Below are 26026 nucleotides of genomic sequence, written 5' to 3' on the forward strand. Positions count from 1 at the left end.
CTTCAATGCGGGGGGTGTCTTCGTGTGCGTCCATAAGGACACTCGTTAAACCCTCGCGAAATCAGCCCGCCAGACGGCCCTCGGCGTAAGCTTACGTTGATCCCTCGTCGGGGAGATGTTATCTCTCCCCAACACCCCATAGATCAACCCTGCGCGGATTGAATGCCGTCAGCGTATCGACGCTGAACCCGATCAAGGGGCGTATCGTCGCACCTTGTGACCCCCTCGCAGGATTTGGAGAAGTGACCTCGCCACCTGCACCAAACCATGCACAATCCTTTTGGTCGATTGATCCCCAATCAGGGGAGCTTGTCCGCTCCCCCAATACCCCCATGACAGCTAGGGCGGCCGCCCCCGCGCAGATCAAAGGGTGGGTCCTCGCCATGCTCGGTTCGCTGTGCTGCACCTGCGCGTGGCTCTGGTCCTGCGTGACCGCACCTTTGATCCTTGCACCCCCGCTCCTCGGCGGAAGCCAGACGGTTGCATGCGCAACCCGTCAGAACAAAGAAGAGGAGACAAGACAATGCCGCAATTACACGCTCATGGGCGCGGCCCTCGCAGAATATTCTTGTCATCCTTGAGGATATCATTCCAGCGTTCAAGCTCTTGGAAAACCTCTTCCAGATTGGGGCTCTCTTGTTCGTCAGTTGAGTTTGAGCAAACTCCATCTGACCGCACCATTTTCTCTAGAGTAAACCCCTTTCCTCAACTATGTCGGGGTTCTGCCTCCTTCTGCTATCGCCTGCGACACGTAGGAGACTCACGTGATGGCACGACGCCTGTTGCGCAGAGAGGGTTTGATCGCCGGTTCTAGCAGTCTTGGGGGCGACCTTGAGGTAAACCTGATCAGCAGAAGCGAAGAGTAGCATAGGCAACGCGGAAATCTGTCCAAACATTTGGGAGCAACTCAGATTATGGCGATACCCGGAAGTTCCAATAAATAGGACCGAGCCGTGGAACGCAGGGCAACATGCGAATGTGGCGCGATGCGTTAGAAAAGAGCGACCCAAGGGCCGCTCTTTCTGAGTGCTTTTGCGGATGTGCCGGATCAGACCACGAACAGCGCCCCTTCCAGCGTGGTCAGGTCTGTGACGCCTTGCAGGATCAACAGTTCGCCACCGTCAAAGGTGAACACGGTGCTCCCCCATGCGTTAACCGTGGCAAATTGGGCAATGACCTGTGCAGCGGTCATCGTGCCGTACCCATGATCCGTCCAGAGCGCCGACACCATTTCGATCTGGTCGCCCTCGGCAATATCGAAATCGGTCACGATTCCTGTATCTTCGCCGGGCTGGAACACGAAGAAGTCCGCGCCATCGCCGCCAGTCATCGTGTCGGTGCCTGATCCGCCCAGAAGCCAGTCATCACCGGCCCCGCCCAGCAACAGGTCATTGCCCTGATCACCGACAAGGTTATCGGCATCGGCGCCGCCATCCAGCGTATCGTTGCCCCAGCCACCGGACAGGGCATCCCAGCCATCGGCACCATACAGCACGTCATTGCCGCCACTGCCTTCGATGAAATCATCGCCGGCTCCGGCCCATAGGGTGTCATTGCCTTCGCCGCCGTTGATCTGATCCACGCCGGTGTAGCCATAGACAAGATCATTGCCCGAACCGCCCCAGATCGTGTCATTGCCAGCGCCGCCGCCCAGAATGTTTGCCCCCGAGATGCCATACAGTATGTCGTCGTCATCCCCGGCCCACAGCGTGTCATCCCCGGCACCGCCGTTCAGGGTGTCGTTGCCAATATCGCCGTACAGGGCGTCATTTCCGTTTTCGCCGTAAAGCAGGTCATCGCCAGCGGCGCCGCCCAAAGCGTCATTGCCTTCGCCACCGTTCAAGGTGTCGTCGCCCGTGCCGCCCCAGACCTGATCGTTGCCGTTCTGGCCATACAGCCGGTCATTATCGGCCCCGCCATACAAGGTATCATTGCCTTCGCCGCCCCAGATCGTGTCATTCCCAGCGTCGCCGGACAGCAGGTCATCGCCCGTATAGTCGCTGATCAGGTCATCCCCATCGCCGCCTGACGCCGTGTCATTCCCGGCTCCGGTCAGAATGGTGTCATTTCCGGCATCGCCAGCCAGCAGGTCATTATCTGCCTGACCCGACAGCATATCATTGCCCTCGCCACCGCGCAGGGTGTCATTGCCGATGCCGCCCAGCAGGGTATCGTTTCCGGCGTCGCCCAACAGGGAATCGTTGCCATAACCGCCGTCCAGCTGGTCATTGCCATCGTTACCTGACAGCAGGTCGTGACCATAGTTCCCCAGCAGCGTGTCGTCGCCCGCGCCACCAAAGGCGCTGTCATTCCCGCCCAGAAGATCCAAAGCTTGCCCGCTATCGTCCATCTGAATGATGTCGTCGCTCCATGTGGCCGGGCCGTTGATCTGTGTGATCGAGAAGCTGCGAGAGTACATGCCCGCTGGTGTGTCGCCTGATCCATTGTCCTGCCAGATCAGGGTAATCAGCCCGTTTTCACCCAATTCGATCCGGGGGTATTGCTGTCCGCCGGTGATCGCATCCGTCATACGGAAAGCCGCGCCAATCGGGGTGCCATCGGAATTAAACCGCTGGCCGAAAATGTCATAGGAATTGCCTGACCAGTCCATAGATGTGGTAAAGGCCACAAAGAACCCACCATCGGGCAGTCCGACAATTTCAAACCCGTTTCGATAATAGCGGTCGAATACATCGGGCAGGCGCAGTTCCGCGCCCTGATGGGTGCCGTCCGCGTTAAAGATTTGCGCGCGCAGCGTGCCATGAAAGGTGGAATTGGTTTCGTCATAGCCGTCGTACCAGCCGATCACATATCCACCATCGGCAAGTGCTTCGACCACTGGCTCTTCTTGTCCGCCATAAGTGGCCGTATTCACAACATGCTGCGGGGCTGCGATCGTACCATCGGCGTTGAATTGCTGCACAATAACAGAGGAGCTGGAGCCATCGACGCCGTTGCTGTCTTCCCATGTGACGACAAATCCACCGCCGGTCAGGGCGGTCACATGAGAATAGCCCTGATAGGTGTCAGTCAGCGTGTTGATTTGCAGTGTGGTGCGCGGGGTGACGCCGTCCGCCTCGTAAATGCGGATGTCAATGTCCAGATCGTTGGTATAGCTCAGCACAACGGAACCATCGGCCAGTGTCGTCAGCGATGGGGTGCTTTCCCAGCTACTGGTGGATACATATCCGGTAGGGCTGACCTGATAGACCGCCACAAAGGGATCGCCCAACGGGGTGCCATCGACCGCGAAATGGCGCATCATTACATTGCGCCCGGTGTTGTATCCTCCGTTATATTCCTCGGTGGTCCATGCCACGATGAAACTACCATCCTGTAGGTAGGTCGCGGTGGGATCCCATTGATCCAGACCGGCACCGCCGGGGGTTGTGCGCAGGGTACTGACCGCGAAGGCCGAGCCAACCGGCTGCCCGTCCGCAGACAGAATGCACCCCCAAACCTCGTCAATGCCGCTGGCGGGGTGGTTGTCCCACACGGCCACAAAATTTCCATCCGGAAGCGTGGCAAGGTTTACGGCATCGGAAAAAGCACCAAGGACCGAAGCGTTCGATCCAGTAATTAAAGTGTCACTCGTAACAGGTGAAAGAAAAAACGTCGTCATCTGTTCGCACTCCGAAAGGTCAGCAGAAATGCAATCTGCATAGAAATTGCATCTTTTGATGTGAATATGTTTGTTGATACGGATCAAGTGAAACGTTTTTGGTGGGGCTTTGTTTCGTCACCCCTTGGTGGGGAATTTTTCCGGCAGTGACATTTGCCGCTTTCCTTCGCGGCGGTGGCATGGTTCAATGTTTGCGGAACGTAATTTCGCACTGAGGAATGAGGGAGAGATATGGATTTCGGGATTCGGGAGGAGAACCGGAAGCTGCTGGACCGCGTTGCGGCCATGGTCCGTGATGAAATTGAACCGCTGGCAGACGAATATGAAAAAGAAGTGGCCACAGGGGACCGCTGGCAATTCACAGACCGCCAAACAGAGATTTTGGAAAGCCTGAAATCGAAGGCCAAGGCACAGGGGCTTTGGAACTTCTGGCTGACCGACAGCGAACGCGGTTTTGGTCTGACGACAGTGGAATATGCCTATTTCGCCGAAGAAATGGGAAAAACCCCCTTGGGGGCCGAGGTGTTCAACTGCGCTGCACCTGACACTGGCAACATGGAAGTCTTTGAACGCTACGGCTCGGAGGCGATGAAAAAACAGTGGTTGGAACCGCTGCTGGCAGGGGAAATCCGGTCTGCCTATTGCATGACCGAACCCGATGTCGCCTCGTCGGACGCAACCAACATCTCGATGTCCTGCGTTCTGGAGGGTGACGAGTATGTATTGAACGGCGAAAAATGGTGGGCCTCTGGTGCCGGGGATCCGCGCTGCAAAGTCTATATCGTCATGGTGAAAACCGGAGGAGATGAGCAGCCGAAGCATAAGCGTCATTCGATGATCGTAGTGCCTGCCGGGGCCGAAGGTATCGAAATTCTGCGCCCAATGCAGGTTTATGGAAATGATGACGCACCGCATGGGCATATGCATATGCGGTTTACCAATGTGCGGGTGCCCAAGGAAAATCTGCTGCTGGGCGAAGGCCGCGGATTCGAGATCGCCCAAGGCCGCCTTGGACCGGGACGGATTCATCACTGCATGCGCGCAATCGGTCAGGCCGAAGCTGCGTTGGAATTGATGTGTAAACGCGCGCTGGAACGTGAAGCGTTCGGCAAGCCCTTGGCCCATCTGGGGGCGAATTACGACATCATAGCGGAATGCCGGATGGAGATTGAACAGGCCCGCCTGCTGTGCCTGAAGGCCGCTTGGTACATGGATCAGGGCGATGCCCGCGCGGCTGCGCCGTGGATTTCCATGATCAAAACGGTGGCGCCGCGTATGGCTTTGAAAGTCATTGACGAAGCTGCGCAGATTTTCGGTGCACAAGGGATCAGTCAGGATACGCCTTTGGCAAACAAATGGACCCACGTGCGGACCTTGCGTTTGGCCGATGGCCCGGATGCGGTTCACCGTCGTCAGATCGCCCGCAGCGAATTGCGCAAATACACGCAGCAAAAAGTCTGACTTTATTTGCCAGATCACGAATAGGAAAGGGGCCGCATAGGCCCCTTTTTCGTGCCTACCTGTTGGAAATACTCGCGGCTCTTTCTTGGTGCAAATATCCCGGGGTTTGGGGCAGCGCCCCAAGTTCCAGGCTGGAAGCCACAGGCAGACACCAAGATGGCAAAGACCCCGCTGGGGCTGATCCCGCCCAGCTTATTCTGCCGGTTGGAACCCTTCGATCAATTGCCGTAGCCCTAACGCGGCCCCGGCGAAAATTGCCAGAAAGGTGACGGGGGCGGAAAAGGCCAATACCGAAAAAGCCGAAAGCCCCTGACCGATTGTGCAGCCCAAGGCCAGCACCGCGCCCGTGCCCATCAGGGTTGCGCCAGTGATCTGACGGCGCAGTTCTCGGGGGTCTTCGCAGGCTTCCCAACGGAAATGCCCCTTAATCAATGACCCGATAAAGGCGCCGCCAATGACACCCGCCACCGAACCAACGGCAAAGGACGGTGCGCGGGCCGATGCGGTCATGAAATACAACAGGCTTTCACCCACAGGGGCCGAAAAACTATGCGAGACAACCGGCACGTCGGCAAAGCCTGTAGAGGCGACCCAGTAGCTACCGGCCCAGCCCGACGTAATGGCGATCCCAACGACAACAGACCAGAAAATCCCCGCCTTTTCCGTAATGAAATCACGCGAGGCCAGCGCCCCCACGATGATCAGCGTCCCGATTCCCATGCCCAGCATGTTGACCGACAGCCCCGACCAATCGCTTAGCAGATGCGCCAGACCGGGCGGCATGTCATTTACCACGTCTTCTTGTGGGAACAGCCAGACCCGCAGCGGTGCCAGCGGACCGGATAAGACCACATAGGCGCTGACCCCCATCACCAAAACGATGACAAAGGCGCGCATATCCCCGCCGCCCAATCGCGCGATAGAGCCGTAACCGCAATTTCCAGCCAAAGCCATGCCATAGCCAAACATCAACCCACCCAGCACCGACGCGACAGGCATCCAGCGGATCGACAGATAATAAGAGGTTTCAGTGGCCATGACGCCAAGGGCAGACAGGCCAAAGGTGCCAAAGATAGCAACCCCGATGGCTAGAACCCACATTCGCATTCGCGTGTCGGACCCGCCGTAAAGCAAATCCTCGATGGCTCCCATCGTACAGAACCGCCCCAAACGGGCGGCAAGTCCCAGCAGCAGACCGCCACCAAGGCCGACAAGTGCCACAAGCATATCGTCGCTTAGTATCTCTGGCATGGCAGGGTATCCCCGTGAAGTTCGCGCTTGGCCCGAAAACCTGCCTTATGCACCGGGATTTTCGGCGCAGAACAGATCATAGACCAATTCCAGTATACGCCGGGGTTTATCGTCCGCCAAACGGTAATAGATTGCTTTGCCTTCGCGGCGGGGAACCACCAGCCCCTCTAGCCGCAGGCGGGAAAGTTGTTGCGAAACAGCCGCTTGTCGGGCGGAAAGAAGTTCTTCCAGCTCGGTAACTGATTTTTCGCCAGTCACAAGATGGCACAAAATCAGCATTCGGCCTTCGTGGCTGACCGCTTTCAAAAAATTAGACGCATTCGTAGCATTATCCACGATGCGGTCCATTTCCGTGTCGGTAATGGTGTCTGTAAACACCGGCAGTGCCATTGCCTATCCCTTTTCTGGCGCGATCCTTGGTCCCCGTTGGCAAGGGTTATTAGCGGTTTTTCGTTACAAGTCCAGTCAGACACCACGTCGCATCTGGGGGGTGACAGCGGGTTAGCCTGCGGGTTGAACGTATTCTGTCTTGGCTTTCAGCATCATATTCAGCAGTCCCCAAAAGAAGTCTTCGCCGGGATAACCTTCGATCCGGCCGATTTCCTGACCGTCCTCGACCAGAATAAACGTGGGAGTATAGATCACCTTCTTGGCAAAGGTGACATCGGCAGGGGGGGCGTCCTGAATATCCACCATACGCAGCGGCGCAAATTGCCCTTCGGGCGTGTTCGGGTAGATCGGTCCCAGTTTGGTTTTCCACTCGACACAATAATGGCAGCCTTTGCGTTCAACCATAATCAGTTCGGCTGCTTGCGCAGGGGACAGCAGGGTGACGAAGGGCAGGACAAGCCCAAGGATGGCGGAAAAGATGAAAATGCGGGGACTCATGAAACACCTGATTGACGACAAGTTGTCGCACAACATAATATGAATATGTGAATTATTCAAGGGAGGAGCGCTGATGCTGATGGATATCAGTCTTTGGAGCGCGTTTGTAGGGGGTATTGTGGTGTTTTTCTCGCCGTGTATCCTTCCAATTGTGCCGTTTTATCTGTCTTACATGGCTGGCGTCGGGATGAATCAAATCTCGGGCGATGGACAGCTTGCGCCCGGTGCGCGGCTACGGCTGATCGCGGCGGCGGTGATGTTTTCGCTGGGAATGATGACAGTCTTTACCGTTCTGGGGGCAGGGGCCTTTGCTGTCAGTACGTTGTTCAAACAGAATATGGATTGGTTCAGCTATGTTGCTGCGGCGATTGTTCTGGTCATGGGGCTGCATTTTCTGGGCGTCTACCGGATTGGGTTTCTGGACCGTCAGTTCCAGGTGAACGCTGGCGATACCCGGAATATGACGGTGCTTAGCTCTTACCTTGTGGGGGTGGCGTTCATGGCGGGCTGGACCCCATGTGTGGGCGGCGTGCTGACCGGGGTTTTCATGATGGCCAGCACGGACGAAACCGCGTGGCAAGGGCTGGTGATGGTGATCGTTTTTGGCGCCGGGATCGTGTTGCCCTTTATCGTAGCGGCGCTGTTCACGGCACCCTTTATGCAGTTTGCCGGGCATTTCCGTAAACATCTGGGTAAGATGGAGAAGGTAATGGGGTTATTGCTAATCCTGTTCGCGATCCTGATTCTGACGGGGTCGGTGAGCGAGATTGCCAATTGGATGCTGGAAGCTTTCCCAAGCTTTCAGTCGATTTGAGTGAGGGGGGAATTCCGATGAGTCTGACAAAACGTGCCTTTATGACCCTGACAATGGTTGCCGGTCTGGGAATGGCGGCACCGGCATGGGCTGCGAATATCGGCGATGACGGGCTGCACAAAGAACCGTGGATGCGGGACACGTTCAAAGATCTGCGCGAAGATCTGGCCGAGGCGAATGCCGAAGGCAAGCGTCTGGTGGTGATGGTCGAACAACGCGGCTGCATCTACTGCAAAAAGATGCACGAGGAAATTTACCCTGATCCGATGATCGCGGACTATATTTCCGAAAATTTCTTTGTCGTGCAGATGAACCTGCACGGCAACGATTCCGCCACCGATTTCGATGGGCAGGAGATGGAGCAATCCGACATGATGCGGAAGTGGGGGATTCTGTTTACCCCTACGGTTCTGTTCTTCCCCGAGGAGGTGCCCGAGGGCGTTCCGGCCCCACAAGCTGCGGTTGCGATGATGCCGGGGGCTTTCGGAAAGCAAACAACGTATGATATGTTTGTATGGGTGAAGGAAAAACGATACCTTCTTGATAACGGCGAAGATTTCCAAAGATACCATGCCCGGAAAATTGCCGAGAGAAATAATCAGAAAACAGAGTGACGAGTTGCGCAATATTTAAAAAAATTCACAGAAGTGAATTTGTTGTTGCGTTAAGGAGCTACGGTGAACTACGGTATACCGCAGCTAGCACAGCCAAAAAACTATCCTAGGGAGGAATCATGAGGCTTACTACTCTGACACTGGCGGCATCGCTTGCTGCTGGGGCGGCATTTGCCAACCCGGTTGCGCCCGCCGATGTGGTGTTCACCGAAGACGGTGCGGTTGAACAATCGTTGACCGGCACTGCTGGTAACGCGGACAATGGTTTCAAAGTGTTCTCGGACAAAAAGCAGGGCAACTGCGTCGCGTGCCACAACATCGAAGCACGTTCCGAACTGACCTTTCCGGGAACCGTTGGTCCGATGTTGGACGGCGTGGGCGAAAACCGCTCGGCTGCCGAAATCCGCGGTATCCTCGTGAATTCGAAGAAGACCTTCGAAGGGACCGTCATGCCGGCCTATTACAAGGTCGATGGTTTCACCCGTCCGGGTGACGCATATACCGGCAAAGCCCCCAAAGGCCCGCTGGATCCGCTGCTGTCGGCGGAACAAATCGAAGACGTTGTGGCCTTTCTGAGCAGTCTGAAAGACTGATCCGCAAGGCTGACAAGAGCAAGGAGATGAATATGGAATTCTCAAGACGCGACACGCTGGCGCTTGGGCTGGGGGCAGCGGTTTTGACCGTACTGCCGTTCCGGGTCAACGCGGCTGCCGAAGACGCAATCGCTGCTTTCACCGGCGGCGCAGACATTGCCGAAGGCGGCGTTACCCTGACCGCCCCGGAAATCGCTGAAAACGGCAACACCGTTCCGGTCGCCGTGGAAGCCGAAGGCGCATCGGCAATTCTGCTGCTGGCCACCGGCAACCCGACTCCGGGCGTGGCCACTTTCAACTTTGGCGAACTGGCAGGTGCCCATGCGGCATCGACCCGTATCCGTCTGGCAGGCACGCAGGACGTGGTTGCCATCGCCAAACTGGCCGATGGTTCGTTTGCCAAGGCAAGCTCGACCGTCAAAGTCACCATCGGCGGCTGCGGCGGCTAATCAGGTTTACAGGAGATAATAAAATGGCAGATGGTGTAAAACCCCGCGTCAAAGCCCCGAAAAAGGCGGCAGCAGGCGAAGCTGTTACGCTGAAAACCCTGATCAGCCACAAGATGGAATCGGGTCAGCGTAAGAACAAGGATGGCTCGCTCATCCCGCGTTCGATCATCAATCGCTTCACCTGTGAATTCAACGGCAAGAGCGTCATCGACGTGACGCTGGAACCGGCGATTTCCACGAACCCCTATTTCGAATTCGAGGCCGTGATCCCCGAAGCCGGTGAACTGGTGTTCACCTGGTACGACGATGATGGGTCGGTCTATAGCGATTCCAAAAAGGTCGCTATCGGCTAATAATAACCAAAATAGCGCCTTGTTCCGGTGAACCGGGGCAGGGCTGCTACAGGGAGGAAGCTAGATGAAATTCAAGCAAATGACTGCAATCGCCGCTCTGGCCTTGGCGTTGCCGACGCTGTCGCTGGCGGATGCAGATGATGATAAGCTTGTCATCAATGGTGAATTGGAACTGGTCACGAAAACGGCGGCCCCGGCCCACCTTGACGGTGCGCTGGATGAAATCATGTCTGGCTGGCATTTCCGTGACGATCAGACCCAGGCCATGGAAATGGACGATTTCGACAACCCCGGTATGCTGGGCGTCGAAGCGGCATTGGACGCTTGGGATACGGTTGACGGTTCCGAAGGAAAGTCCTGTGCATCGTGCCACGGGTCTGCCGAAGAAAGCATGAAAGGCGTTCGCGCAGTTTATCCGAAATGGAACGAAGCTGCTGGCGAAGTTCGGACGCTGGAAATGCAGATCAACGATTGCCGTGAAAATCGTATGGGCGCCGAGAAACTGGGTTATACCAGCGGTGACATCGTGAACATGGTGGCGCTGATCACCCTGCAATCGCGTGGAATGCCGGTGAATGTTGCGATCGACGGCCCCGCGCAGGCGACTTGGGAAAAGGGTAAGGAAATTTACTATACCCGTTTCGGCCAACTGGATTTGTCCTGTGCCAGCTGCCACGAGCAGAACTATGGCAACATGATCCGCGCCGATCACCTGAGCCAAGGGCAAACCAATGGTTTCCCGGCGTATCGTCTGAAAAACACCAAGCTGAACTCGGTTCAGGACCGCTTCAAAGGTTGTGTGCGCGACACCCGCGCAGAAACCTTCAAGCCCGGTGGAGCAGAGTTTACCGCGCTGGAACTGTATGTTGCCAGCCGTGGGAACGGTCTGTCCGTCGAAGGTCCGTCGGTTCGTAACTAATGGTTCCTTCGGGGGCAGTGATGACTGCCCCCGAAAGCCCGCTGATCGCAACACATTGATAAAGAAGGCCAAAATGGCCTGGCCTCTGACGTTTTGCGCCAGGGGCATGGGAATACTCTAACCGCTCGGAGTTTATGAGCTATGATCTCTCGCCGCGATTTTCTTCAGGTTTCGATGGCCGCGTCTGCCTTGTATGGGGCTTCTGGTTTCGGCAATTGGGCGCGTCTGGCCGCTCAGCAAAAACTGACGCAGGACCAACTGCTGCAATTCGACACGTTCGGGAATGTGTCGCTGATCCATATCACGGATATTCACGCGCAGCTTAAACCCATCTATTTCCGCGAGCCTGAGATCAATCTGGGCGTCGGCGGTGCCAAAGGTCAGGTGCCGCATGTGACGGGCGCGGATTTCCGTAAAATGTACGGGATCAATGATGGTTCGCCCACAGCCTATGCGCTGACATACAACGACTTTACCTCGCTGGCGCAGGCCTATGGCAAAGTGGGCGGTCTGGATCGTGTGGCGACTGTAATCAACAGCATCCGGGCCGAGCGCCCCGACGCGCTGCTGCTGGATGGCGGCGATACCTGGCACGGATCGTATACCTGCTATCACACCGAAGGGCAGGATATGGTCAACGTGATGAACGCGTTGAAACCCGATGCGATGACATTCCACTGGGAATTCACGCTGGGCGGGGATCGTGTGCGGGAAATCGTGCAGGATCTGCCTTTTGCTGCGCTGGGGGCCAATATCTATGATGCGGAATGGGACGAACCGGCCGAGGATTTCGCCCCCTATAAGATGTTTGAACGTGGCGGCGTGAAAATTGCCGTGATCGGGCAGGCGTTCCCCTATATGCCGATTGCCAACCCGCGTTGGATGTTCCCCGAATACAGCTTTGGTATTCGGGATGAACGGATGCAGGAAGTCGTAGACGAGGTGAAGGCCGAAGGCGCTGAACTGGTGGTCCTGCTGTCGCATAACGGTTTCGACGTGGACAAGAAAATGGCCAGCCGTGTCAAAGGGATCGACGTGATCCTGTCCGGCCACACCCATGACGCGCTGCCCGAGCCGATCTTGGTGGGCGAAACCATCATCATCGCGTCGGGGTCGAACGGGAAATTCGTCAGCCGCGTGGATCTGGACGTGCGCGATGGCCGCATGATGGGCTTCCGCCATAAGCTGATCCCGATTTTCAGCGATGTGATCGAACCGGACAAGGCCGTGACCGCCGTGATCGACGAACAGCGCGCCCCGCACGAGACCGCGATGAGTGAGGTGATCGGCAAGACCGACAGTCTGCTGTACCGTCGCGGGAACTTTAATGGCACTTGGGACGATCTGATCTGTGACGCGCTGCTGAGCGAGCGTGACGCCGACATCGCCATGTCGCCGGGTGTGCGCTGGGGGCCGTCGATCCTGCCGGGGCAGGACATCACCCGCGAAGATATCTGGAACGTGACCTCGATGACCTATGGTCAGGCCTATCGTACTGAAATGACAGGCGAATTCATTGGCGTGATCATGGAAGACGTGGCCGACAACCTGTTCAACACCGACCCCTATTATCAGCAGGGCGGTGACATGGTGCGCATCGGTGGCATGGGTTACAAAATCGACGTCAGCAAGCCGCAAGGCGAACGGATCAGCGAAATGACACTGCTGAAAACCGGTGAAAGGATTGACCCGGCCAAGACCTATCAGGTTGCCGGTTGGGCCAGCGTCAACGAAGGCACCGAAGGCCCGCAAATCTGGGATGTGGTCGAAGCCCACATCAAGAAGATGGGGACCGTGACCGTGAACCCACATGACAACGTGAAAGTGGTGGGGGCATAAGCCCCCGCGACAATTCAGTACTTTTTCCATCTATCAAATTCACGTAAATGAATTTGATAATTTAAGAGGAGGCAAAGACAGATGACAGTCCGCTTCAAGGGTAAATCGCCTTCGCGGCGCGCGTTCCTGAAAGGAACGCTGGCGTCGACGGCTGGCGCAATCGCAGGGGCAGGCGCCGCCAGCGCCGCAACCCCCGACCCCCTGATTACCGAAAAACAAAGCTGGGCCATGGGCTTGGGCGATGGTGTGGATGCCACGCCCTATGGCCTGCCGATCAAATACGAAAGTGACGTGATCCGCCGCAATGTGGAATGGCTGACGGCTGACACGATCAGTTCGATCAACTTTACCCCGATTCATGCGCTGGACGGTACGATCACCCCGCAGGGCTGTGCGTTTGAACGCCACCACTCGGGTGCGATTGAACTGCGCAAAGAAGATTATCGCCTGATGATCAATGGGATGGTGGATCAGGAACTGGTCTTCACCTACGAGGATCTGGAGCGGTTCCCGCGTGAAAACCGGACATTCTTCTTGGAATGTGCAGCTAACACCGGGATGGAATGGGCCGGTGCGCAGCTGAACGGTGCACAATTCACCCACGGCATGATTCACAATATGGAATACACTGGCGTGAGCCTGCGGACCCTGCTGGAAGAGGCTGGGCTGAACGCGGCGGGCGACCTGAAAGATAAATGGGTCTATGTCGAAGGCGCTGATGCGTCGTCGAACGGGCGCTCGATTCCGATGGAAAAGGCGCTGGACGATTGCATGATCGCCTTCAAGGCCAATGGTGAGGCGCTGCGCAAGGAACATGGCTATCCCGCGCGTCTGGTTGTTCCCGGCTGGGAAGGCAACATGTGGGTCAAGTGGATTCGCCGGATCGAGGTGATGGACGGCCCGGTCGAAAGCCGCGAAGAAACCAGCAAATACACTGACACGCTGGCCAATGGCACCAGCCGCAAGTGGACCTGGGTCATGGACGCCAAATCGGTTGTGACCAGCCCCAGCCCGCAATCGCCCATCAAGCATGGTCATGGCCCGCTGGTCATCACCGGGCTGGCGTGGTCCGGTCGTGGCGCGATCAGCCGGGTGGATGTGTCCAAGGACGGTGGCAAGACATGGGAAACCGCGCGTCTGGCCAATCCGGGGCAGCCGATGGCCCTGACCCGGTTCTATCTGGATACCGAATGGAACGGCGAGGAAATGTTCCTGCAAGCCCGCGCCATGGATGAAACCGGCTATGTCCAGCCGACGAAACATCAGCTTCGCGAAGTGCGCGGCGAAAATTCGATCTATCACAATAACTGTGTGCAAACGTGGTGGGTCAAATCGAACGGGGAGGCAGAGAATGTCGAAGTATCGTAATCTCCTGATCGGGACCGCGATTGCCGCTTTGGCTGCGATGCCCGCCTATGCGGGGAAACTGGGGTTGGGCCGTGCGGCGCTGCCCGAAGAAGTTGCAGCATGGAACCATGACATTTCGCCGGATGGCACAGGTTTGCCCGTAGGCTCGGGGTCCGTTGAAGACGGTGAAATGATCTTCTCGGACAACTGTGCAATCTGTCACGGTGAATTTGCCGAAGGCGTGGACAACTGGCCCAAACTGGCGGGCGGTATGGATACGCTGAACCACAAAGATCCGCTGAAAACTGTGGGTTCTTATTGGCCTTACCTGTCCACCACATATGATTATGTGCGTCGGTCCATGCCGTTCGGCGCGGCCCAAAGCATGAGCGACGATGACGTTTACGCCATCGTGGCTTACATTCTGTATTCCAACGATCTGGTGGATGACGATTTCGTTCTGTCGAACGAAAACTTCCTTGATGTTGAAATGCCGAATGCGGACGGGTTCATCGTGGATGATCGCGAAACCTCGGAAAAGGCGTTCTGGGCCGAACCTTGCATGGAAAACTGCAAGGATGAGGTGAAAATCACCATGCGCGCGGCGGTTCTGGACGTAACCCCGGACGAAGCGGGCGGGGAAGCCACCGAAGGCGCAGCGCCTGCTGCTGCGGAAGAACCGGCCAAAGAAGAACCGAAGATGGAAGAGGCCAAAGCCGAAGAGCCAGCAGCGGAACAAACCGCCGCGCTGGACCCGGCATTGGTGGCCGAAGGTGAAAAGGTTTTCAAAAAGTGTAAAGCCTGCCACCAGATCGGCGAGGGGGCCAAGAATAAAACCGGCCCCGAGCTGAACAACATCATCGGGCGCACGCTGGGCGGTCATGACGGGTTCAAATACTCGAAAACCATGGCTGAAATGGGCGAGGGTGGTCTGGTCTGGAACGACGAAACTTTGGCCGAGTTCCTGAGCAAGCCCAAAGACTATGTGAAGAAAACGAAAATGTCCTTTGCTGGTCTGAAGAAAGACGACGATATCGCGGCTGTGATCGCCTATCTGAAATCCTTCTCGCAGTAAGCGGGATCGGGAAGGGGCCGGGATAACCGGCCCCTTTTTGCTATGGCGCTGATGTCGCGCGGGCGGTATGGCCTGCGACGAAAGCAGGGGAAAATGCCGCAACTTCCCAGCTGGTCCGGGAAGAACTGGGCTGGTATTGTCTTCGGACTGGAATACGCGGCGTGTCCACCTGTCAGATTACGGATGGACACGGAAAGAACAGAAAAGAAAGGCCCGGAAAGCATGGACTATCAGGGATTTTTCAAAGAGTCGCTGGCGCAGTTGCGGGACGAAGGCAACTATCGCGTTTTTGCAGACCTTGAACGCCATCTGGGGCAATTCCCAAAGGCCACCTTCCGCAATGCGGGGGATGCGCGGGATGTAACGATCTGGTGTTCCAACGATTACCTTGGCATGGGCCAGCACCCGGACGTGTTGGCGGCGATGCACGGGGCGCTGGATCGCTGTGGTGCAGGCGCGGGCGGAACACGGAATATTTCCGGCACGACCCATGATCATGTGGAACTGGAAATCGAACTGGCCGATCTGCATGGCAAGGACGCGGCGCTGCTGTTCACCAGCGGCTATGTGTCGAACTGGGCGACGCTGGGAACCTTGGGTGCTAAAATCCCCGGTATGGTGATCCTGTCGGATGCGTTGAACCATGCGTCGATGATCGAAGGCATTCGCCACTCCAAAGCGCAGCGGATCGTCTGGAAACACAATGATCTGACGGATTTGGAAACACATCTGCAATCGCTGCCGCTGGAAACGCCGAAGCTGATCGCCTTTGAATCGGTATATTCGATGGATGGGGATATTGCGCCGATCGGGGCCATTTGTGATCTGGCCGAAAAATACAACGCTCTGACCTATCTGGACGAGGTTCACGCCGTTGGCATGTACGGCCCGCGCGGGGCCGGTGTGGCGGAACGTGATGGGGTGATGGACCGTGTGGACATCATTCAGGGGACGCTGGGCAAGGCATTCGGCGTGGTTGGCGGCTATATCACCGCCAGCACGGAATTGGTGGATTTCGTTCGTAGTTTCGCCAGCGGGTTTATTTTCACGACGGCCTTGCCGCCTGCTGTGGCAGCCGGGGCGGTGGCGTCGATCAAGCATCTGAAACAGTCGGCGGTGGAACGTCACGCCCAGCAAGAGCGCGTGGCCGATCTGCGTCAGCGTCTGGATGGAATCGGTATCCCGCATATTCCGAATCCCAGCCATATCATTCCGGTGATGGTGGGCGATCCGGTGAAGTGTAAATATATCTCGGATCGGCTGCTGGCGGATCACGGGATTTACATTCAGCCGATCAACTATCCCACAGTTCCCAAGGGGACGGAACGTTTGCGGATTACGCCTTCGCCGGTGCATACGGCGGCGGATATGGACAGGCTGGTGGGCGCATTAGAGGCGCTTTGGGCGGAATGCCATTTGGCCCGCAAGCCGATGGCCGCGCAATAAACACGATCCTTAGCGGAAATCTGATCCCCGGCGGCCTGTGCTGTGCCGGGGATTTTCACGTCTGCGCTACCGTGATGGTCTTGATGGGGGAAAAAACGCGTCAGCCCTTGCAGCCCCCCCGGTGCGCAACTAAGACTCCATTAGCACTTGATGCGTAAAGATGCCAAAGACAGCAGCAGGCGAGCGGATATATGAAAGACCCTTTTGACGTTTACATGAACACTCTGGTCCCGATGGTGGTGGAACAAACCAGCCGTGGGGAACGGGCCTATGACATCTTCTCGCGCCTGTTGAAAGAGCGCATTATTTTCCTGAATGGGCCGGTGCATGACGGCATGTCCAGCCTGATCGTGGCGCAATTGTTGCATCTTGAGGCGGAAAACCCGTCCAAGGAAATCAGCATGTATATCAATTCGCCGGGCGGGGTCGTGACCTCGGGCCTGTCGATCTATGATACGATGCAGTATATCAAACCCAAGGTGTCGACGCTGGTGATCGGTCAGGCGGCTTCGATGGGGTCGCTTTTGCTGACCGCAGGCGAAGCAGGGATGCGGTTCAGCCTGCCCAACAGCCGCGTGATGGTCCACCAGCCCAGCGGGGGCTATCAGGGGCAGGCGACGGATATCATGATCCACGCCGAAGAAACCCTGAAGCTGAAGCGCCGCTTGAATGAAATCTATGTGAAACACACCGGCCGCACCTTGGAAGAGGTGGAGCGCGCATTGGAACGCGATAACTTCATGTCCCCGGAAGAAGCGAAAGACTGGGGTCTGATTGATGAAATCGTGACCAGCCGCGCCAAATCCGGCGAGGAAGCATAAGCCGAACCCGCCCCCGGCTGTATGCGGGCGGGGGCGATTTTGACATTGTAGCCGCGCAAGGGCTGCCCTAGACTTGTGAACCAAGACGCGGGATCGGCTAGGCGCCGAACAATCATGCAAGACGACAAGGCCTGAAAGGGACGAAATGGCGAACAATTCCGGCGACAGCAAAAACACGCTTTATTGCAGCTTCTGCGGCAAAAGCCAGCACGAGGTGCGCAAGCTGATTGCCGGCCCGACCGTGTTCATCTGTGATGAATGTGTCGAGCTTTGCATGGATATCATCCGCGAAGAGACGAAAAGCTCGGGCCTGAAAGCTTCTGAAGGGGTGCCAACCCCGCGCGACATCTGCAATGTGCTGGACGATTATGTGATCGGTCAGGCCACCGCGAAACGCGTGCTGTCCGTGGCGGTGCATAACCATTACAAACGTCTGAACCACAGCCAGAAATCCGGCGATATCGAACTGTCCAAGTCGAATATTCTGCTGATCGGCCCAACCGGCTGCGGTAAGACGCTGCTGGCGCAAACGCTGGCGCGGATTTTGGATGTGCCGTTTACCATGGCGGATGCCACCACGCTGACCGAAGCCGGGTATGTGGGCGAGGATGTGGAGAATATCATCCTCAAGCTGCTTCAGGCCTCGGAGTATAATGTCGAACGAGCGCAGCGCGGTATCGTGTATATCGACGAAGTCGACAAGATTACCCGCAAATCGGAAAACCCGTCCATCACCCGTGACGTCTCGGGCGAAGGTGTGCAGCAGGCCTTGCTGAAGCTGATGGAAGGCACCGTTGCATCTGTGCCGCCGCAGGGCGGGCGCAAGCATCCGCAGCAGGAATTCCTGCAAGTGGACACCACGAATATCCTGTTCATCTGTGGCGGGGCGTTCGCGGGGCTGGATCGGATCATCGCGCAGCGTGGCAAAGGGTCTGCAATGGGATTCGGTGCCGATGTGCGTGACAACGATGATCGCGGCGTTGGGGAAATCTTCAAGGATCTGGAACCCGAAGATCTGTTGAAATTCGGCCTGATTCCTGAATTTGTGGGCCGTTTGCCGGTTATCGCAACGCTGGAAGATTTGGACGAAGATGCCTTGGTCACGATCCTGACCGCGCCGAAAAACGCACTGGTCAAGCAGTACCAACGCCTGTTTGAACTGGAAGACGTGCAGCTTAGCTTTACCGATGACGCGCTGAAAGCGATTGCCAAGCGCGCAATCCAGCGCAAAACCGGGGCGCGGGGGCTGCGGTCTATTCTGGAAGACATCCTGCTGGATACGATGTTCGATCTGCCCGGAATGGATGATGTCGAAGAGGTGGTCGTGAACGAAGAAGCGGCAACTTCGGCGGCGAAGCCCTTGATGATCTTTGCTGATGCAAAGAAAGAGGCGACCAGCGCCAGCTAAGGCCCCGTTGATCGGCGGAAATCAGAAGGCGGGCGATGGCCCGCCTTTTTCGTACCCGCCCGGCACTGGACCTTTGTGGCGATATGGTCCATATCAGAACCACGGTATTTTGGAGAGACTCATGGGCATTCTGAACACCCTTCTGCGCGCAGTCACCTGGTGGAACGGCGCGACGCTCAACACCCGACTGTATACGATGCGCAAAGGCGTCAAGGTTGGCGAGGATGAGCAGGGCAATGTCTTCTATCGCAGCGTGGACGGCAAACGCCGCTGGGTCATTTTCAACGGTGAAATCGAAGCCAGCCGGGTCAGCCCCGATTGGCATGGCTGGCTGCACCATACGTTCAAGGACGCCCCCAGCGATAAGCCGCTGGCCCACAAAGCATGGGAAAAACCGCATCAGGAAAACCTGACTGGTTCGGCGCTGGCCTATGCGCCCGCCGGGTCGATCCGCCGTGCGCGCCCCGAAGAACGCGCCGATTACGAGGCGTGGTCGCCCGAATAAGGCGCGTTTCAAATGTCTGAAAACAAAACCGAAGTTTTTGTTGGTGGTGTCGTTTTAGCTGTTGCTATCGGCTTTGTGGCTTATGCTGGGCAAATCACTGGGTTTTCCAAAGCCTCTGGTGGGTATCCGCTTAGCGCATCGTTCCGCTCCGCCGAAGGTGTAACCGTGGGGTCCGATGTACGGCTGGCCGGTGTGAAAATCGGCACGGTGACGGCGCTGAACCTGAACCCGCAAACATTCCGTGCGGACACCACGATCAGCGTGATTGATGGGATCGCCATTCCCGATGACAGCGCGGTGGTTGTCGCCTCCGAAGGGTTGCTGGGCGGGAATTTCGTGGAAATCGTGCCGGGCGGATCGCCGTTCAATTTTGAACCTGGGGCAGAGATCGAGGATACTCAGGGCGCTGTTTCACTTGTCAGCCTGTTGATGAAATTCGTCTCCGGTTCCGGGAGCAGCACCGAATGAGGCTGGCAGCGGCCTTTGTCATGGCCACGCTGAGTCCTGTGTTCGCATGGGCGCAGGATGATGTGATCCCGGATACCGCAGCCGAACGTGTGGCTGTTGGTGCAGGGGCGGTTTTGCGTGGGCTGGATAAGGTTAACGCGCAAACGCTGGACATCGAAATCCTGAACGGCACCAGCGTCCGTTATGAACGTTTGATCATTGATCTGGGTGAATGCCGTTATCCCGAAGGCAACCCATCCGGGGATGCTTATGCGTTTCTGACCATCCGCGAAGATGGCAAGCCACAGCCGATATTTCAGGGCTGGATGCTCGCCTCGTCCCCGGCGCTGAATGCGTTGGACGATGCGCGTTACGATGTCTGGGTATTGCGCTGCAAAACTTCTTGAACGCTGGCGGGCAGGGGGGGCGCGGTGAAATCGGCCTCATCCGTCAGGGCCGTTTCCAATAGCTGACGATAGCGGGCGCGGGGGATTTCAATCGCCCCGAGTGATGCCAGATGCGGCGTGATAAACTGCGTATCAAACAGGGTAAATCCCGCAGTATTCAGCCGGTCCACCAAATAAGCCAAAGCGATTTTTGAGGCATCCGTGCGGCGGGAAAACATACTTTCTCCAAAAAACGCCCGCCCCAACGTAACGCCGTAGACACCGCCAATCAGTGCGTCATTGTCCCAGACTTCCAGCGAATGCGCAAAACCAAGCGCGTGAAGCTGGTTATACAGCTCAAAGATTTCCGCGTTGATCCACGTTTCCGCACGATCCGCACATCCCAAAACCACGCCTTCGAAATCGCTGTTGATGCGGATTTGATAGCCACAGCGCCGCATCCGACGGGCCAGGCTGCGCGAGATGTGAAAGCGATCTAGCGGAAAAACACCCCGGCGGCGCGGATCGACCCAGAAAATTTCCGGGTCGTCGCGGTGTTCAGCCATCGGAAACACGCCCGAAGCATAGGCATTCAGCAAAAGCTGCGGGGTCAGATATGTATCGTCCTTGGCCATGTTCCGTTCATTGCCTAAGCGAAAAAGGCCGGGCTGTTTGCCCGGCCCTGTGATTTATCCGGCCAGATTTTGTTCCAGCCACTTTTCCAGCCAGTGGATGTTGTAATTGCCGCTATGGATGTCTTCCTCTTGCAGCAGGGCATGGAACAGCGGCAGCGTGGTGTCGATCCCGTCCACGATCAATTCACCCAAGGCCCGGTTCAGGCGGCTCAGCGCCTCGGCCCGGTCGCGGCCATGCACGATCAGCTTGCCGATCAGGCTGTCGTAATAGGGCGGGATCGAATAGCCATCATACAGCGCGGAATCCATCCGAACACCCAGACCACCGGGCGCATGAAACGCCGTGATCTTACCCGGACAGGGCGAGAAATTCGGCAGTTTTTCAGCGTTAATACGGACTTCGATAGAATGGCCGTTGATCACCAGATCATCCTGACCAAAGGACATGGGCATACCTTCGGCCACGCGGATTTGTTCGCGCACCAGATCAACGCCAAAAATGCCTTCGGTGACAGGGTGTTCCACCTGTAGGCGGGTGTTCATTTCGATGAAATAGAACTCGCCCTTTTCATACAGGAATTCAATCGTGCCAGCCCCGCGATAGCCCATTTTGCCAATCGCATCGGCGCAGATTTTGCCGATCCGTTCGCGTTCTTCGGGGGTGATACAGGGGCCGGGGGCTTCCTCGAACACTTTTTGATGGCGGCGCTGAAGCGAACAATCCCGTTCGCCCAGATGAACGCCTTTGCCTTTGCCATCGCCAAAAACCTGCACTTCGATATGGCGCGGCGTGGTCAGGTATTTTTCGATATAGACCTCGTCATTGCCAAAGGCGGCTTTTGCCTCGGACCGGGCGGTGCGGAAGGCGGTTTCCATTTCCGCTTCGCTCCGCGCGACCTTCATGCCACGCCCACCACCGCCAGCGGTGGCCTTGATGATCACCGGATAGCCAAATTCAGCCCCGATTTTCTTGGCATCCTCGACCGTGGGAACGCCCCCGGCAGACCCCGGCACCACGGGAATTCCCAACGTAGCGGCGGTTTCCTTTGCGGTGATCTTATCGCCCATGATGCGGATATGTTCCGCAGAGGGGCCGATAAAGGTGATGTCGTGATCTTCCAGAATTTGCACGAAATTGGCATTTTCCGACAAGAATCCGTAACCGGGGTGGATGGCCTGCGCCCCGGTGATTTCACAGGCGGAAATGATCGCCGGAATCGACAGGTAGCTTTGGGCTGACGACGGCGGGCCAATGCACACGGCTTCGTCTGCCATACGCACGTGCATGGCATCGGAATCGGCGGTGGAATGAACCGCGACGGACTGGATGCCCATTTCCCGGCAGGCCCGGATCACGCGTAGCGCGATTTCCCCGCGGTTGGCAATCAGAATTTTATCGAACATGGCGCGGCCCTTATTCGATGATCATCAGCGGCGCACCAAATTCAACGGCGCTGGCATCCTCGACCAGAATGCGCTTCACGGTGCCGGATTTAGGCGCGGGAATGTGGTTCATGGTTTTCATCGCTTCGATGATCAGCAGGGTGTCGCCTTCGGATACCTGCGCGCCAACCGAAACAAAGGACGGCGCACCCGGTTCCGCCTGAAGATAAACCGTCCCAACCATGGGCGAGGTTACAGCGCCGGGGTGGCTGGCGGGGTCTTCCGATGCGGCGGGGGCTGCGGCAACCGGGGCTGCCGGGGCGGCTGCGGCAGGGGCAGCAGCTACGGGGGCGGCGGCCACCTGTGTCACGACTTGCTGGGCGCGGCTGACGCGCACGTTCAGGCTGTCATTGTCGGCATATTCGCGCATCACTTCCAGCTCGGTCAGATCATTGGCGCGCAGAAGCTCGGCCAGCGCCTGAATGAAGGCCACGTCAGAGTCATGGTTTTGCTTAGTCATTTTATCCTCGACCGTTTTGTTCGGTTGGGCCGTTACGGGATCAGCCCTGTGCCATTCCTGGCCGCCTTATAGGCGATGATTGACGACACGGAAAGCGTCGATCTGGCCCGGAATGTGGGGGTTTTGACCATAAATTACGAGGGGAAAAATGCGCTGCCCGGCACATTTTGGCCGACGACCAAAGCGGCATTACGGGGATTACAGCGGCATACCCGATAGTTTCGCCACCAATTCCGCCAGTTTTCTGGCGCCGAATTTTTCCAGCAACCGGGCGCGGTGCAATTCTACCGTGCGAAAGGACAATTCCAGTTCCTTGCCGATTTCCTTGCTGGTCATACCACGGCAGGTCAGGATCGCCACCTCGCGCTCGCGGGGGGTCAGTTCGACGACGGGGCGTTCTTCGGACAGGTCGGACAAGGACCAGATACCCCGGCGAAACGGGTCTTCGGGGGTCAATGACTGGCCGCGCACCCGGCACCAGAACAATTCACCTGATCGGCGGCGCATGACGCGTTCATCGCCATACCGCCCGGTTTTGCGGATTTGGGTCAGCGCCCGCGCACCGATTTTTTCGTAATCCTCCATCGAGGCATAGAAATGGGCAAAGGGGACATTCTGAAAATCCGCCATCTGGCCGCCAAAAATGCGGGCAAATTCCTGATTGCAGCCGGAAATGATACGGTTTTCCAGCATACACAGCCCGATAGGCGCATGTTCAAAGGCAAGATCGCTTAGCTTCATGCCCCGGATATGCCCGCTTTTGCGAAGCGATGCAAAGGATACGTATTTCTACGAGCGGGTGCGTGTATTTCTACGAATTGCACTGTCGGGTCAGCGGTGGTTTTCTACACCCCAAGAGAGGGAGGGAAATCACATGAACATCGGGTTTTGGTTGCAACGACAGGCGCAGGTTGCGCCGGATCGTCCGGCATTGTTTCTGGGGCGGGATTTGGTGGCCAGTTACGGCGCGTTTCATGACCGGGCGGCCCGTGTGGCGGGGTGGTTGGTGGCGCAGGGGGTGAAACCCGGTGATCGGGTGGCGATTTTCATGAAAAACTGCCCGGATTTGCTGATTGTGCAATACGGCATTTGGTATGCGGGCGCGGCCTGTGTGCCAATCAATGCAAAATTGCACGGGCGCGAGGCGGCCTGGATCATTGAGAATTCGGGAACCTGCGTGACGTTTTCATCGCCCGGTCTGACGGATGCCTTGCGTGATGCGGGTGTGGACTGTCCGGTGATTGATGTAACCACTGCGGATTATGCAGCGGCACTGGCTTGCGATCCGATTATTCCCCTGCCGCAAGCGGCGGATGATCTGGCGTGGCTGTTTTATACATCCGGCACGACAGGGCGGCCCAAAGGGGTGATGATCTCCCACCGGATGCTGGTCCTGGTGTCACTGGCCTATCTGGCGGATGTGGATGCGGTGCGCGCGGATGACATCGCGCTTTATGCCGCCCCCATGAGCCACGGCGCGGGGTTGTACAATATGATCCATGTGCGGATGGGCGCGCGCCATGTCTGTCCGCCGTCGGGCGGGTTCGAGGAACCTGAAATCTTCGATCTGGCCCGGCATTTCGGCAATATCCATATGTTTGCCGCGCCGACGATGATCAAGCGCATGACCTCGGTCGCCAAAGCAACAGGCGAACGCGGCGAAGGGCTGCGCAGCATCGTTTACGGGGGCGGGCCGATGTATGTGGCCGATATTGTCGAGGCGGTGGATCACTTTGGCCCGATTTTCATTCAGATTTACGGGCAGGGCGAAGCCCCGATGGGCATCACCGCTTTGACGCGCGAAGAGGTGGCGGATCGGTCCCATCCGCGTTGGCGGGAACGGCTGGCCTCGGTCGGTCGGGCGCAATCCCCGGTCGAGGTGCGGATCGGCGATGCCGCTGGCGCTCCGGTGCCTGTTGGGACGCCCGGTGAAATCATGGTCCGCAGCGAGGTGGCCATGACCGGCTATTGGCAAAACCCCGAAGCAACGGCGAAAACCGTGGTGGATGGCTGGCTGATGACCGGCGATGTCGGTTTCATGGACGAAGATGGCTATGTCACAATGCAGGATCGGTCCAAGGATCTGATCATTTCCGGCGGAACCAACATTTACCCGCGCGAGGTAGAAGAAGCCCTGCTGACCCATGCGGATGTTCACGAAGTTTCGGTGATCGGACGCCCGAATGCCGAATGGGGCGAAGATGTCGTGGCCTTTGTGGTGATGGTGCCGGGGGCTGATTTAGACCCAGCGGCGCTGGATGCCCATTGCCTGTCACAGATTGCCCGGTTCAAACGGCCCAAGGCTTATTTTGCAGTGCCCGAACTGCCAAAGAATAATTACGGCAAAGTGTTGAAAACCGAGCTGCGCACACGTTTGACGCATATGGGCTAGGGGGCGATCAGGGCTTGCATATGGTGAATTTGTATATACATTGTATGTGCAAATTCACCTGCGGCCAGCCTGTATCATCTGGCCCGAACACCGGGATAACGGGACTATGGATATTTCAAGCGTCAAGGGGATCGGCCCCGCGATTGCAACGCAACTGGCCGCATTGGGCATTCATAACGCGGCTGATCTGGCGCTTGCCGACCCGGCGAAGCTGACACAGGTCAACGGGATTGGCCCGGCGCGGGCCATGATGCTGATCCGCGCCGCGCAAGAAGTGGTTTCTGTCCTGCCCGAAGAAGTCCCGACCGCAGCGGAACCGGACGCACAGGCAAAGGAAGACGCCGCGACGGTCGAAGTGTTGGAAGAACCCACACCCGATAGCCCGGTATCGGATCAGGAAAAGCCCAAGGCCAAGAAAAAGAAGACGTCCAAGAAAAAGGACGACAAAACCAAGAAGGGCAAAAAGAAAGACAAGAAACGCGCAGAGAAGAAAAACGCGAAAAAGGACGCCCGGAAGAAAGCCGAAAAAAAGGCCAAGCAAAAAGCAGCCCGCAAAGCCAAAGATAAAAAGAAACGCGCCAAAAAGAAGCTGAAATAAGGGTGGCAACTGAAAAAGCCCGCTCCTGCGCAGGAACGGGCTTCTGTAGTTTTGAAAGGGCGGCCTTGGAAAGGACCGCCCTTGGTCTTTCGGACTTACTTATTCGCGCGGTTTTCGATCAGTTCTTCCACGACGGACGGGTCTGCGAGTGTGGATGTGTCGCCCAGGCTGCCGAAGTCGTTTTCGGCGATTTTGCGCAGGATGCGGCGCATGATTTTGCCCGAGCGGGTTTTCGGCAGGCCCGGCGACCACTGGATCAG

General features: G+C 57.1%; 26 protein-coding genes. 18 read left to right on the forward strand and 8 right to left on the reverse strand.

The genetic code is table 11. The features are described from left to right. Window positions 1-1048: 1048 nt before the first annotated feature. Complete coding sequence (locus FN828_RS18685; RefSeq protein WP_185959093.1) at window positions 1049-3502, reverse strand: calcium-binding protein; 2454 nt, start codon at window positions 3500-3502, stop codon at window positions 1049-1051. A gap of 351 nt (window positions 3503-3853) precedes the next feature. Between FN828_RS18685 and FN828_RS18690 the strand changes: the two genes are divergently transcribed. Continuing rightward, window positions 3854-5083, forward strand: coding sequence for an acyl-CoA dehydrogenase family protein (locus FN828_RS18690; protein ID WP_142494868.1), 1230 nt, complete (start codon window positions 3854-3856; stop codon window positions 5081-5083). Window positions 5084-5275: 192 nt separating this feature from the next. Here the strand turns inward: FN828_RS18690 and FN828_RS18695 are convergent, their stop codons facing one another. The 3 genes from FN828_RS18695 to FN828_RS18705 form a co-directional block, all read right to left on the reverse strand. Beyond that, window positions 5276-6334 carry a YeeE/YedE family protein gene (locus FN828_RS18695; RefSeq protein ID WP_142494869.1) on the reverse strand — a complete coding sequence of 353 codons (1059 nt, stop codon included), beginning with the start codon at window positions 6332-6334 and terminating at the stop codon, window positions 5276-5278. Between the two features lie 45 nt (window positions 6335-6379). Next, on the reverse strand, window positions 6380-6724 hold the full coding sequence (locus FN828_RS18700) for an ArsR/SmtB family transcription factor (RefSeq protein ID WP_142494870.1): 345 nt from the start codon (window positions 6722-6724) through the stop codon (window positions 6380-6382). 111 nt (window positions 6725-6835) lie between these two features. Then, window positions 6836-7222 (reverse strand): thioredoxin domain-containing protein, encoded by a 387-nt coding sequence (locus tag FN828_RS18705; protein ID WP_235891534.1) that lies wholly within the window; start codon window positions 7220-7222, stop codon window positions 6836-6838. A gap of 79 nt (window positions 7223-7301) precedes the next feature. Here FN828_RS18705 and FN828_RS18710 point away from each other — a divergent pair, with 79 nt between their 5' ends. From FN828_RS18710 to FN828_RS18780, 15 genes are all read left to right on the forward strand, one after another. Next, complete coding sequence (locus FN828_RS18710; RefSeq protein ID WP_328592218.1) at window positions 7302-8036, forward strand: cytochrome c biogenesis CcdA family protein; 735 nt, start codon at window positions 7302-7304, stop codon at window positions 8034-8036. A gap of 17 nt (window positions 8037-8053) precedes the next feature. Continuing rightward, on the forward strand, window positions 8054-8650 hold the full coding sequence (locus FN828_RS18715) for a thioredoxin family protein (RefSeq protein ID WP_408033817.1): 597 nt from the start codon (window positions 8054-8056) through the stop codon (window positions 8648-8650). A 119-nt stretch (window positions 8651-8769) separates the two neighbouring features. Then, window positions 8770-9243, forward strand: coding sequence for a sulfur oxidation c-type cytochrome SoxX (gene soxX / locus FN828_RS18720; protein ID WP_142494871.1), 474 nt, complete (start codon window positions 8770-8772; stop codon window positions 9241-9243). Between the two features lie 32 nt (window positions 9244-9275). Next, entirely contained in the window at window positions 9276-9692 is a 417-nt protein-coding gene (gene soxY / locus FN828_RS18725; protein WP_142494872.1) for a thiosulfate oxidation carrier protein SoxY, read from the forward strand. Between the two features lie 23 nt (window positions 9693-9715). Further along, window positions 9716-10045, forward strand: a complete 330-nt coding sequence (gene soxZ, locus FN828_RS18730) for a thiosulfate oxidation carrier complex protein SoxZ (RefSeq protein WP_142494873.1) — start codon at window positions 9716-9718, stop codon at window positions 10043-10045. A gap of 64 nt (window positions 10046-10109) precedes the next feature. Continuing rightward, window positions 10110-10964 (forward strand): sulfur oxidation c-type cytochrome SoxA, encoded by an 855-nt coding sequence (gene soxA, locus FN828_RS18735; RefSeq protein ID WP_142494874.1) that lies wholly within the window; start codon window positions 10110-10112, stop codon window positions 10962-10964. A 141-nt stretch (window positions 10965-11105) separates the two neighbouring features. Further along, window positions 11106-12803, forward strand: a complete 1698-nt coding sequence (gene soxB, locus FN828_RS18740) for a thiosulfohydrolase SoxB (RefSeq protein ID WP_142494875.1) — start codon at window positions 11106-11108, stop codon at window positions 12801-12803. Between the two features lie 81 nt (window positions 12804-12884). Further along, window positions 12885-14171, forward strand: a complete 1287-nt coding sequence (gene soxC / locus FN828_RS18745; protein ID WP_142494876.1) for a sulfite dehydrogenase — start codon at window positions 12885-12887, stop codon at window positions 14169-14171. Continuing rightward, complete coding sequence (locus tag FN828_RS18750; RefSeq protein WP_142494877.1) at window positions 14155-15225, forward strand: c-type cytochrome; 1071 nt, start codon at window positions 14155-14157, stop codon at window positions 15223-15225. The genes soxC and FN828_RS18750 overlap by 17 nt, the downstream gene beginning before the upstream one ends. 222 nt (window positions 15226-15447) lie before the next feature. Next, window positions 15448-16671: a 5-aminolevulinate synthase gene (gene hemA, locus FN828_RS18755; protein WP_142494892.1), complete on the forward strand. Its 1224-nt coding sequence runs from the start codon at window positions 15448-15450 to the stop codon at window positions 16669-16671. Between the two features lie 191 nt (window positions 16672-16862). Next, window positions 16863-17492 carry an ATP-dependent Clp protease proteolytic subunit gene (locus FN828_RS18760; protein WP_142494878.1) on the forward strand — a complete coding sequence of 210 codons (630 nt, stop codon included), beginning with the start codon at window positions 16863-16865 and terminating at the stop codon, window positions 17490-17492. A gap of 145 nt (window positions 17493-17637) precedes the next feature. After that, window positions 17638-18900 (forward strand): ATP-dependent Clp protease ATP-binding subunit ClpX, encoded by a 1263-nt coding sequence (gene clpX, locus FN828_RS18765; protein WP_142494879.1) that lies wholly within the window; start codon window positions 17638-17640, stop codon window positions 18898-18900. A 121-nt stretch (window positions 18901-19021) separates the two neighbouring features. Next, window positions 19022-19405: an NADH:ubiquinone oxidoreductase subunit NDUFA12 gene (locus FN828_RS18770; protein WP_142494880.1), complete on the forward strand. Its 384-nt coding sequence runs from the start codon at window positions 19022-19024 to the stop codon at window positions 19403-19405. A gap of 12 nt (window positions 19406-19417) precedes the next feature. Continuing rightward, window positions 19418-19873 (forward strand): outer membrane lipid asymmetry maintenance protein MlaD, encoded by a 456-nt coding sequence (gene mlaD, locus FN828_RS18775; RefSeq protein WP_142494881.1) that lies wholly within the window; start codon window positions 19418-19420, stop codon window positions 19871-19873. Then, the gene (locus tag FN828_RS18780; protein WP_142494882.1) at window positions 19870-20259 is read left to right on the forward strand and encodes a DUF2155 domain-containing protein; all 390 of its coding nucleotides are present in this window, start codon (window positions 19870-19872) and stop codon (window positions 20257-20259) included. Before mlaD ends, FN828_RS18780 begins: the two co-directional genes overlap by 4 nt. Here the strand turns inward: FN828_RS18780 and aat are convergent. The 4 genes from aat to FN828_RS18800 all read right to left on the reverse strand — a co-directional run bounded on the left by aat (window position 20223) and on the right by FN828_RS18800 (window position 23517). Further along, complete coding sequence (gene aat / locus FN828_RS18785; protein ID WP_142494883.1) at window positions 20223-20873, reverse strand: leucyl/phenylalanyl-tRNA--protein transferase; 651 nt, start codon at window positions 20871-20873, stop codon at window positions 20223-20225. The genes FN828_RS18780 and aat overlap by 37 nt on opposite strands. A 54-nt stretch (window positions 20874-20927) precedes the next feature. Then, window positions 20928-22277, reverse strand: a complete 1350-nt coding sequence (gene accC, locus FN828_RS18790; protein WP_142494884.1) for an acetyl-CoA carboxylase biotin carboxylase subunit — start codon at window positions 22275-22277, stop codon at window positions 20928-20930. A 10-nt stretch (window positions 22278-22287) separates the two neighbouring features. Then, window positions 22288-22776, reverse strand: coding sequence for an acetyl-CoA carboxylase biotin carboxyl carrier protein (accB, locus tag FN828_RS18795; RefSeq protein WP_142494885.1), 489 nt, complete (start codon window positions 22774-22776; stop codon window positions 22288-22290). Between the two features lie 198 nt (window positions 22777-22974). Then, window positions 22975-23517 (reverse strand): LuxR C-terminal-related transcriptional regulator, encoded by a 543-nt coding sequence (locus FN828_RS18800; RefSeq protein WP_142494886.1) that lies wholly within the window; start codon window positions 23515-23517, stop codon window positions 22975-22977. Between the two features lie 133 nt (window positions 23518-23650). Here FN828_RS18800 and FN828_RS18805 point away from each other — a divergent pair, with 133 nt between their 5' ends. Further along, window positions 23651-25168 (forward strand): class I adenylate-forming enzyme family protein, encoded by a 1518-nt coding sequence (locus FN828_RS18805; RefSeq protein WP_142494887.1) that lies wholly within the window; start codon window positions 23651-23653, stop codon window positions 25166-25168. 106 nt (window positions 25169-25274) lie between these two features. After that, on the forward strand, window positions 25275-25766 hold the full coding sequence (locus tag FN828_RS18810; protein WP_142494888.1) for a helix-hairpin-helix domain-containing protein: 492 nt from the start codon (window positions 25275-25277) through the stop codon (window positions 25764-25766). Window positions 25767-26026 lie beyond the last annotated feature (260 nt).

The organism is Thalassovita litoralis, from assembly GCF_900182725.1.
Classification (GTDB): Bacteria; Pseudomonadota; Alphaproteobacteria; order Rhodobacterales; family Rhodobacteraceae; genus Thalassobius; species Thalassobius litoralis.

Coding starts and splice junctions, on each gene's coding strand:
- soxB (WP_142494875.1), top strand. CDS start 11,106: ATGATCTCTCGCCGCGATTTTCTTCAGGTTTCGATGGCCGCGTCTGCC.
- mlaD (WP_142494881.1), top strand. CDS start 19,418: ATGTCTGAAAACAAAACCGAAGTTTTTGTTGGTGGTGTCGTTTTAGCT.
- FN828_RS18750 (WP_142494877.1), top strand. CDS start 14,155: ATGTCGAAGTATCGTAATCTCCTGATCGGGACCGCGATTGCCGCTTTG.
- FN828_RS18780 (WP_142494882.1), top strand. CDS start 19,870: ATGAGGCTGGCAGCGGCCTTTGTCATGGCCACGCTGAGTCCTGTGTTC.
- FN828_RS18800 (WP_142494886.1), bottom strand. CDS start 23,517: ATGAAGCTAAGCGATCTTGCCTTTGAACATGCGCCTATCGGGCTGTGT.
- FN828_RS18705 (WP_235891534.1), bottom strand. CDS start 7,222: ATGAGTCCCCGCATTTTCATCTTTTCCGCCATCCTTGGGCTTGTCCTG.
- clpX (WP_142494879.1), top strand. CDS start 17,638: ATGGCGAACAATTCCGGCGACAGCAAAAACACGCTTTATTGCAGCTTC.
- FN828_RS18690 (WP_142494868.1), top strand. CDS start 3,854: ATGGATTTCGGGATTCGGGAGGAGAACCGGAAGCTGCTGGACCGCGTT.
- accB (WP_142494885.1), bottom strand. CDS start 22,776: ATGACTAAGCAAAACCATGACTCTGACGTGGCCTTCATTCAGGCGCTG.
- hemA (WP_142494892.1), top strand. CDS start 15,448: ATGGACTATCAGGGATTTTTCAAAGAGTCGCTGGCGCAGTTGCGGGAC.
- FN828_RS18710 (WP_328592218.1), top strand. CDS start 7,302: ATGGATATCAGTCTTTGGAGCGCGTTTGTAGGGGGTATTGTGGTGTTT.
- FN828_RS18695 (WP_142494869.1), bottom strand. CDS start 6,334: ATGCCAGAGATACTAAGCGACGATATGCTTGTGGCACTTGTCGGCCTT.
- soxY (WP_142494872.1), top strand. CDS start 9,276: ATGGAATTCTCAAGACGCGACACGCTGGCGCTTGGGCTGGGGGCAGCG.
- soxA (WP_142494874.1), top strand. CDS start 10,110: ATGAAATTCAAGCAAATGACTGCAATCGCCGCTCTGGCCTTGGCGTTG.
- FN828_RS18715 (WP_408033817.1), top strand. CDS start 8,054: ATGAGTCTGACAAAACGTGCCTTTATGACCCTGACAATGGTTGCCGGT.
- soxX (WP_142494871.1), top strand. CDS start 8,770: ATGAGGCTTACTACTCTGACACTGGCGGCATCGCTTGCTGCTGGGGCG.
- accC (WP_142494884.1), bottom strand. CDS start 22,277: ATGTTCGATAAAATTCTGATTGCCAACCGCGGGGAAATCGCGCTACGC.
- FN828_RS18770 (WP_142494880.1), top strand. CDS start 19,022: ATGGGCATTCTGAACACCCTTCTGCGCGCAGTCACCTGGTGGAACGGC.
- FN828_RS18700 (WP_142494870.1), bottom strand. CDS start 6,724: ATGGCACTGCCGGTGTTTACAGACACCATTACCGACACGGAAATGGAC.
- soxZ (WP_142494873.1), top strand. CDS start 9,716: ATGGCAGATGGTGTAAAACCCCGCGTCAAAGCCCCGAAAAAGGCGGCA.
- FN828_RS18760 (WP_142494878.1), top strand. CDS start 16,863: ATGAAAGACCCTTTTGACGTTTACATGAACACTCTGGTCCCGATGGTG.
- FN828_RS18810 (WP_142494888.1), top strand. CDS start 25,275: ATGGATATTTCAAGCGTCAAGGGGATCGGCCCCGCGATTGCAACGCAA.
- FN828_RS18805 (WP_142494887.1), top strand. CDS start 23,651: ATGAACATCGGGTTTTGGTTGCAACGACAGGCGCAGGTTGCGCCGGAT.
- aat (WP_142494883.1), bottom strand. CDS start 20,873: ATGGCCAAGGACGATACATATCTGACCCCGCAGCTTTTGCTGAATGCC.
- soxC (WP_142494876.1), top strand. CDS start 12,885: ATGACAGTCCGCTTCAAGGGTAAATCGCCTTCGCGGCGCGCGTTCCTG.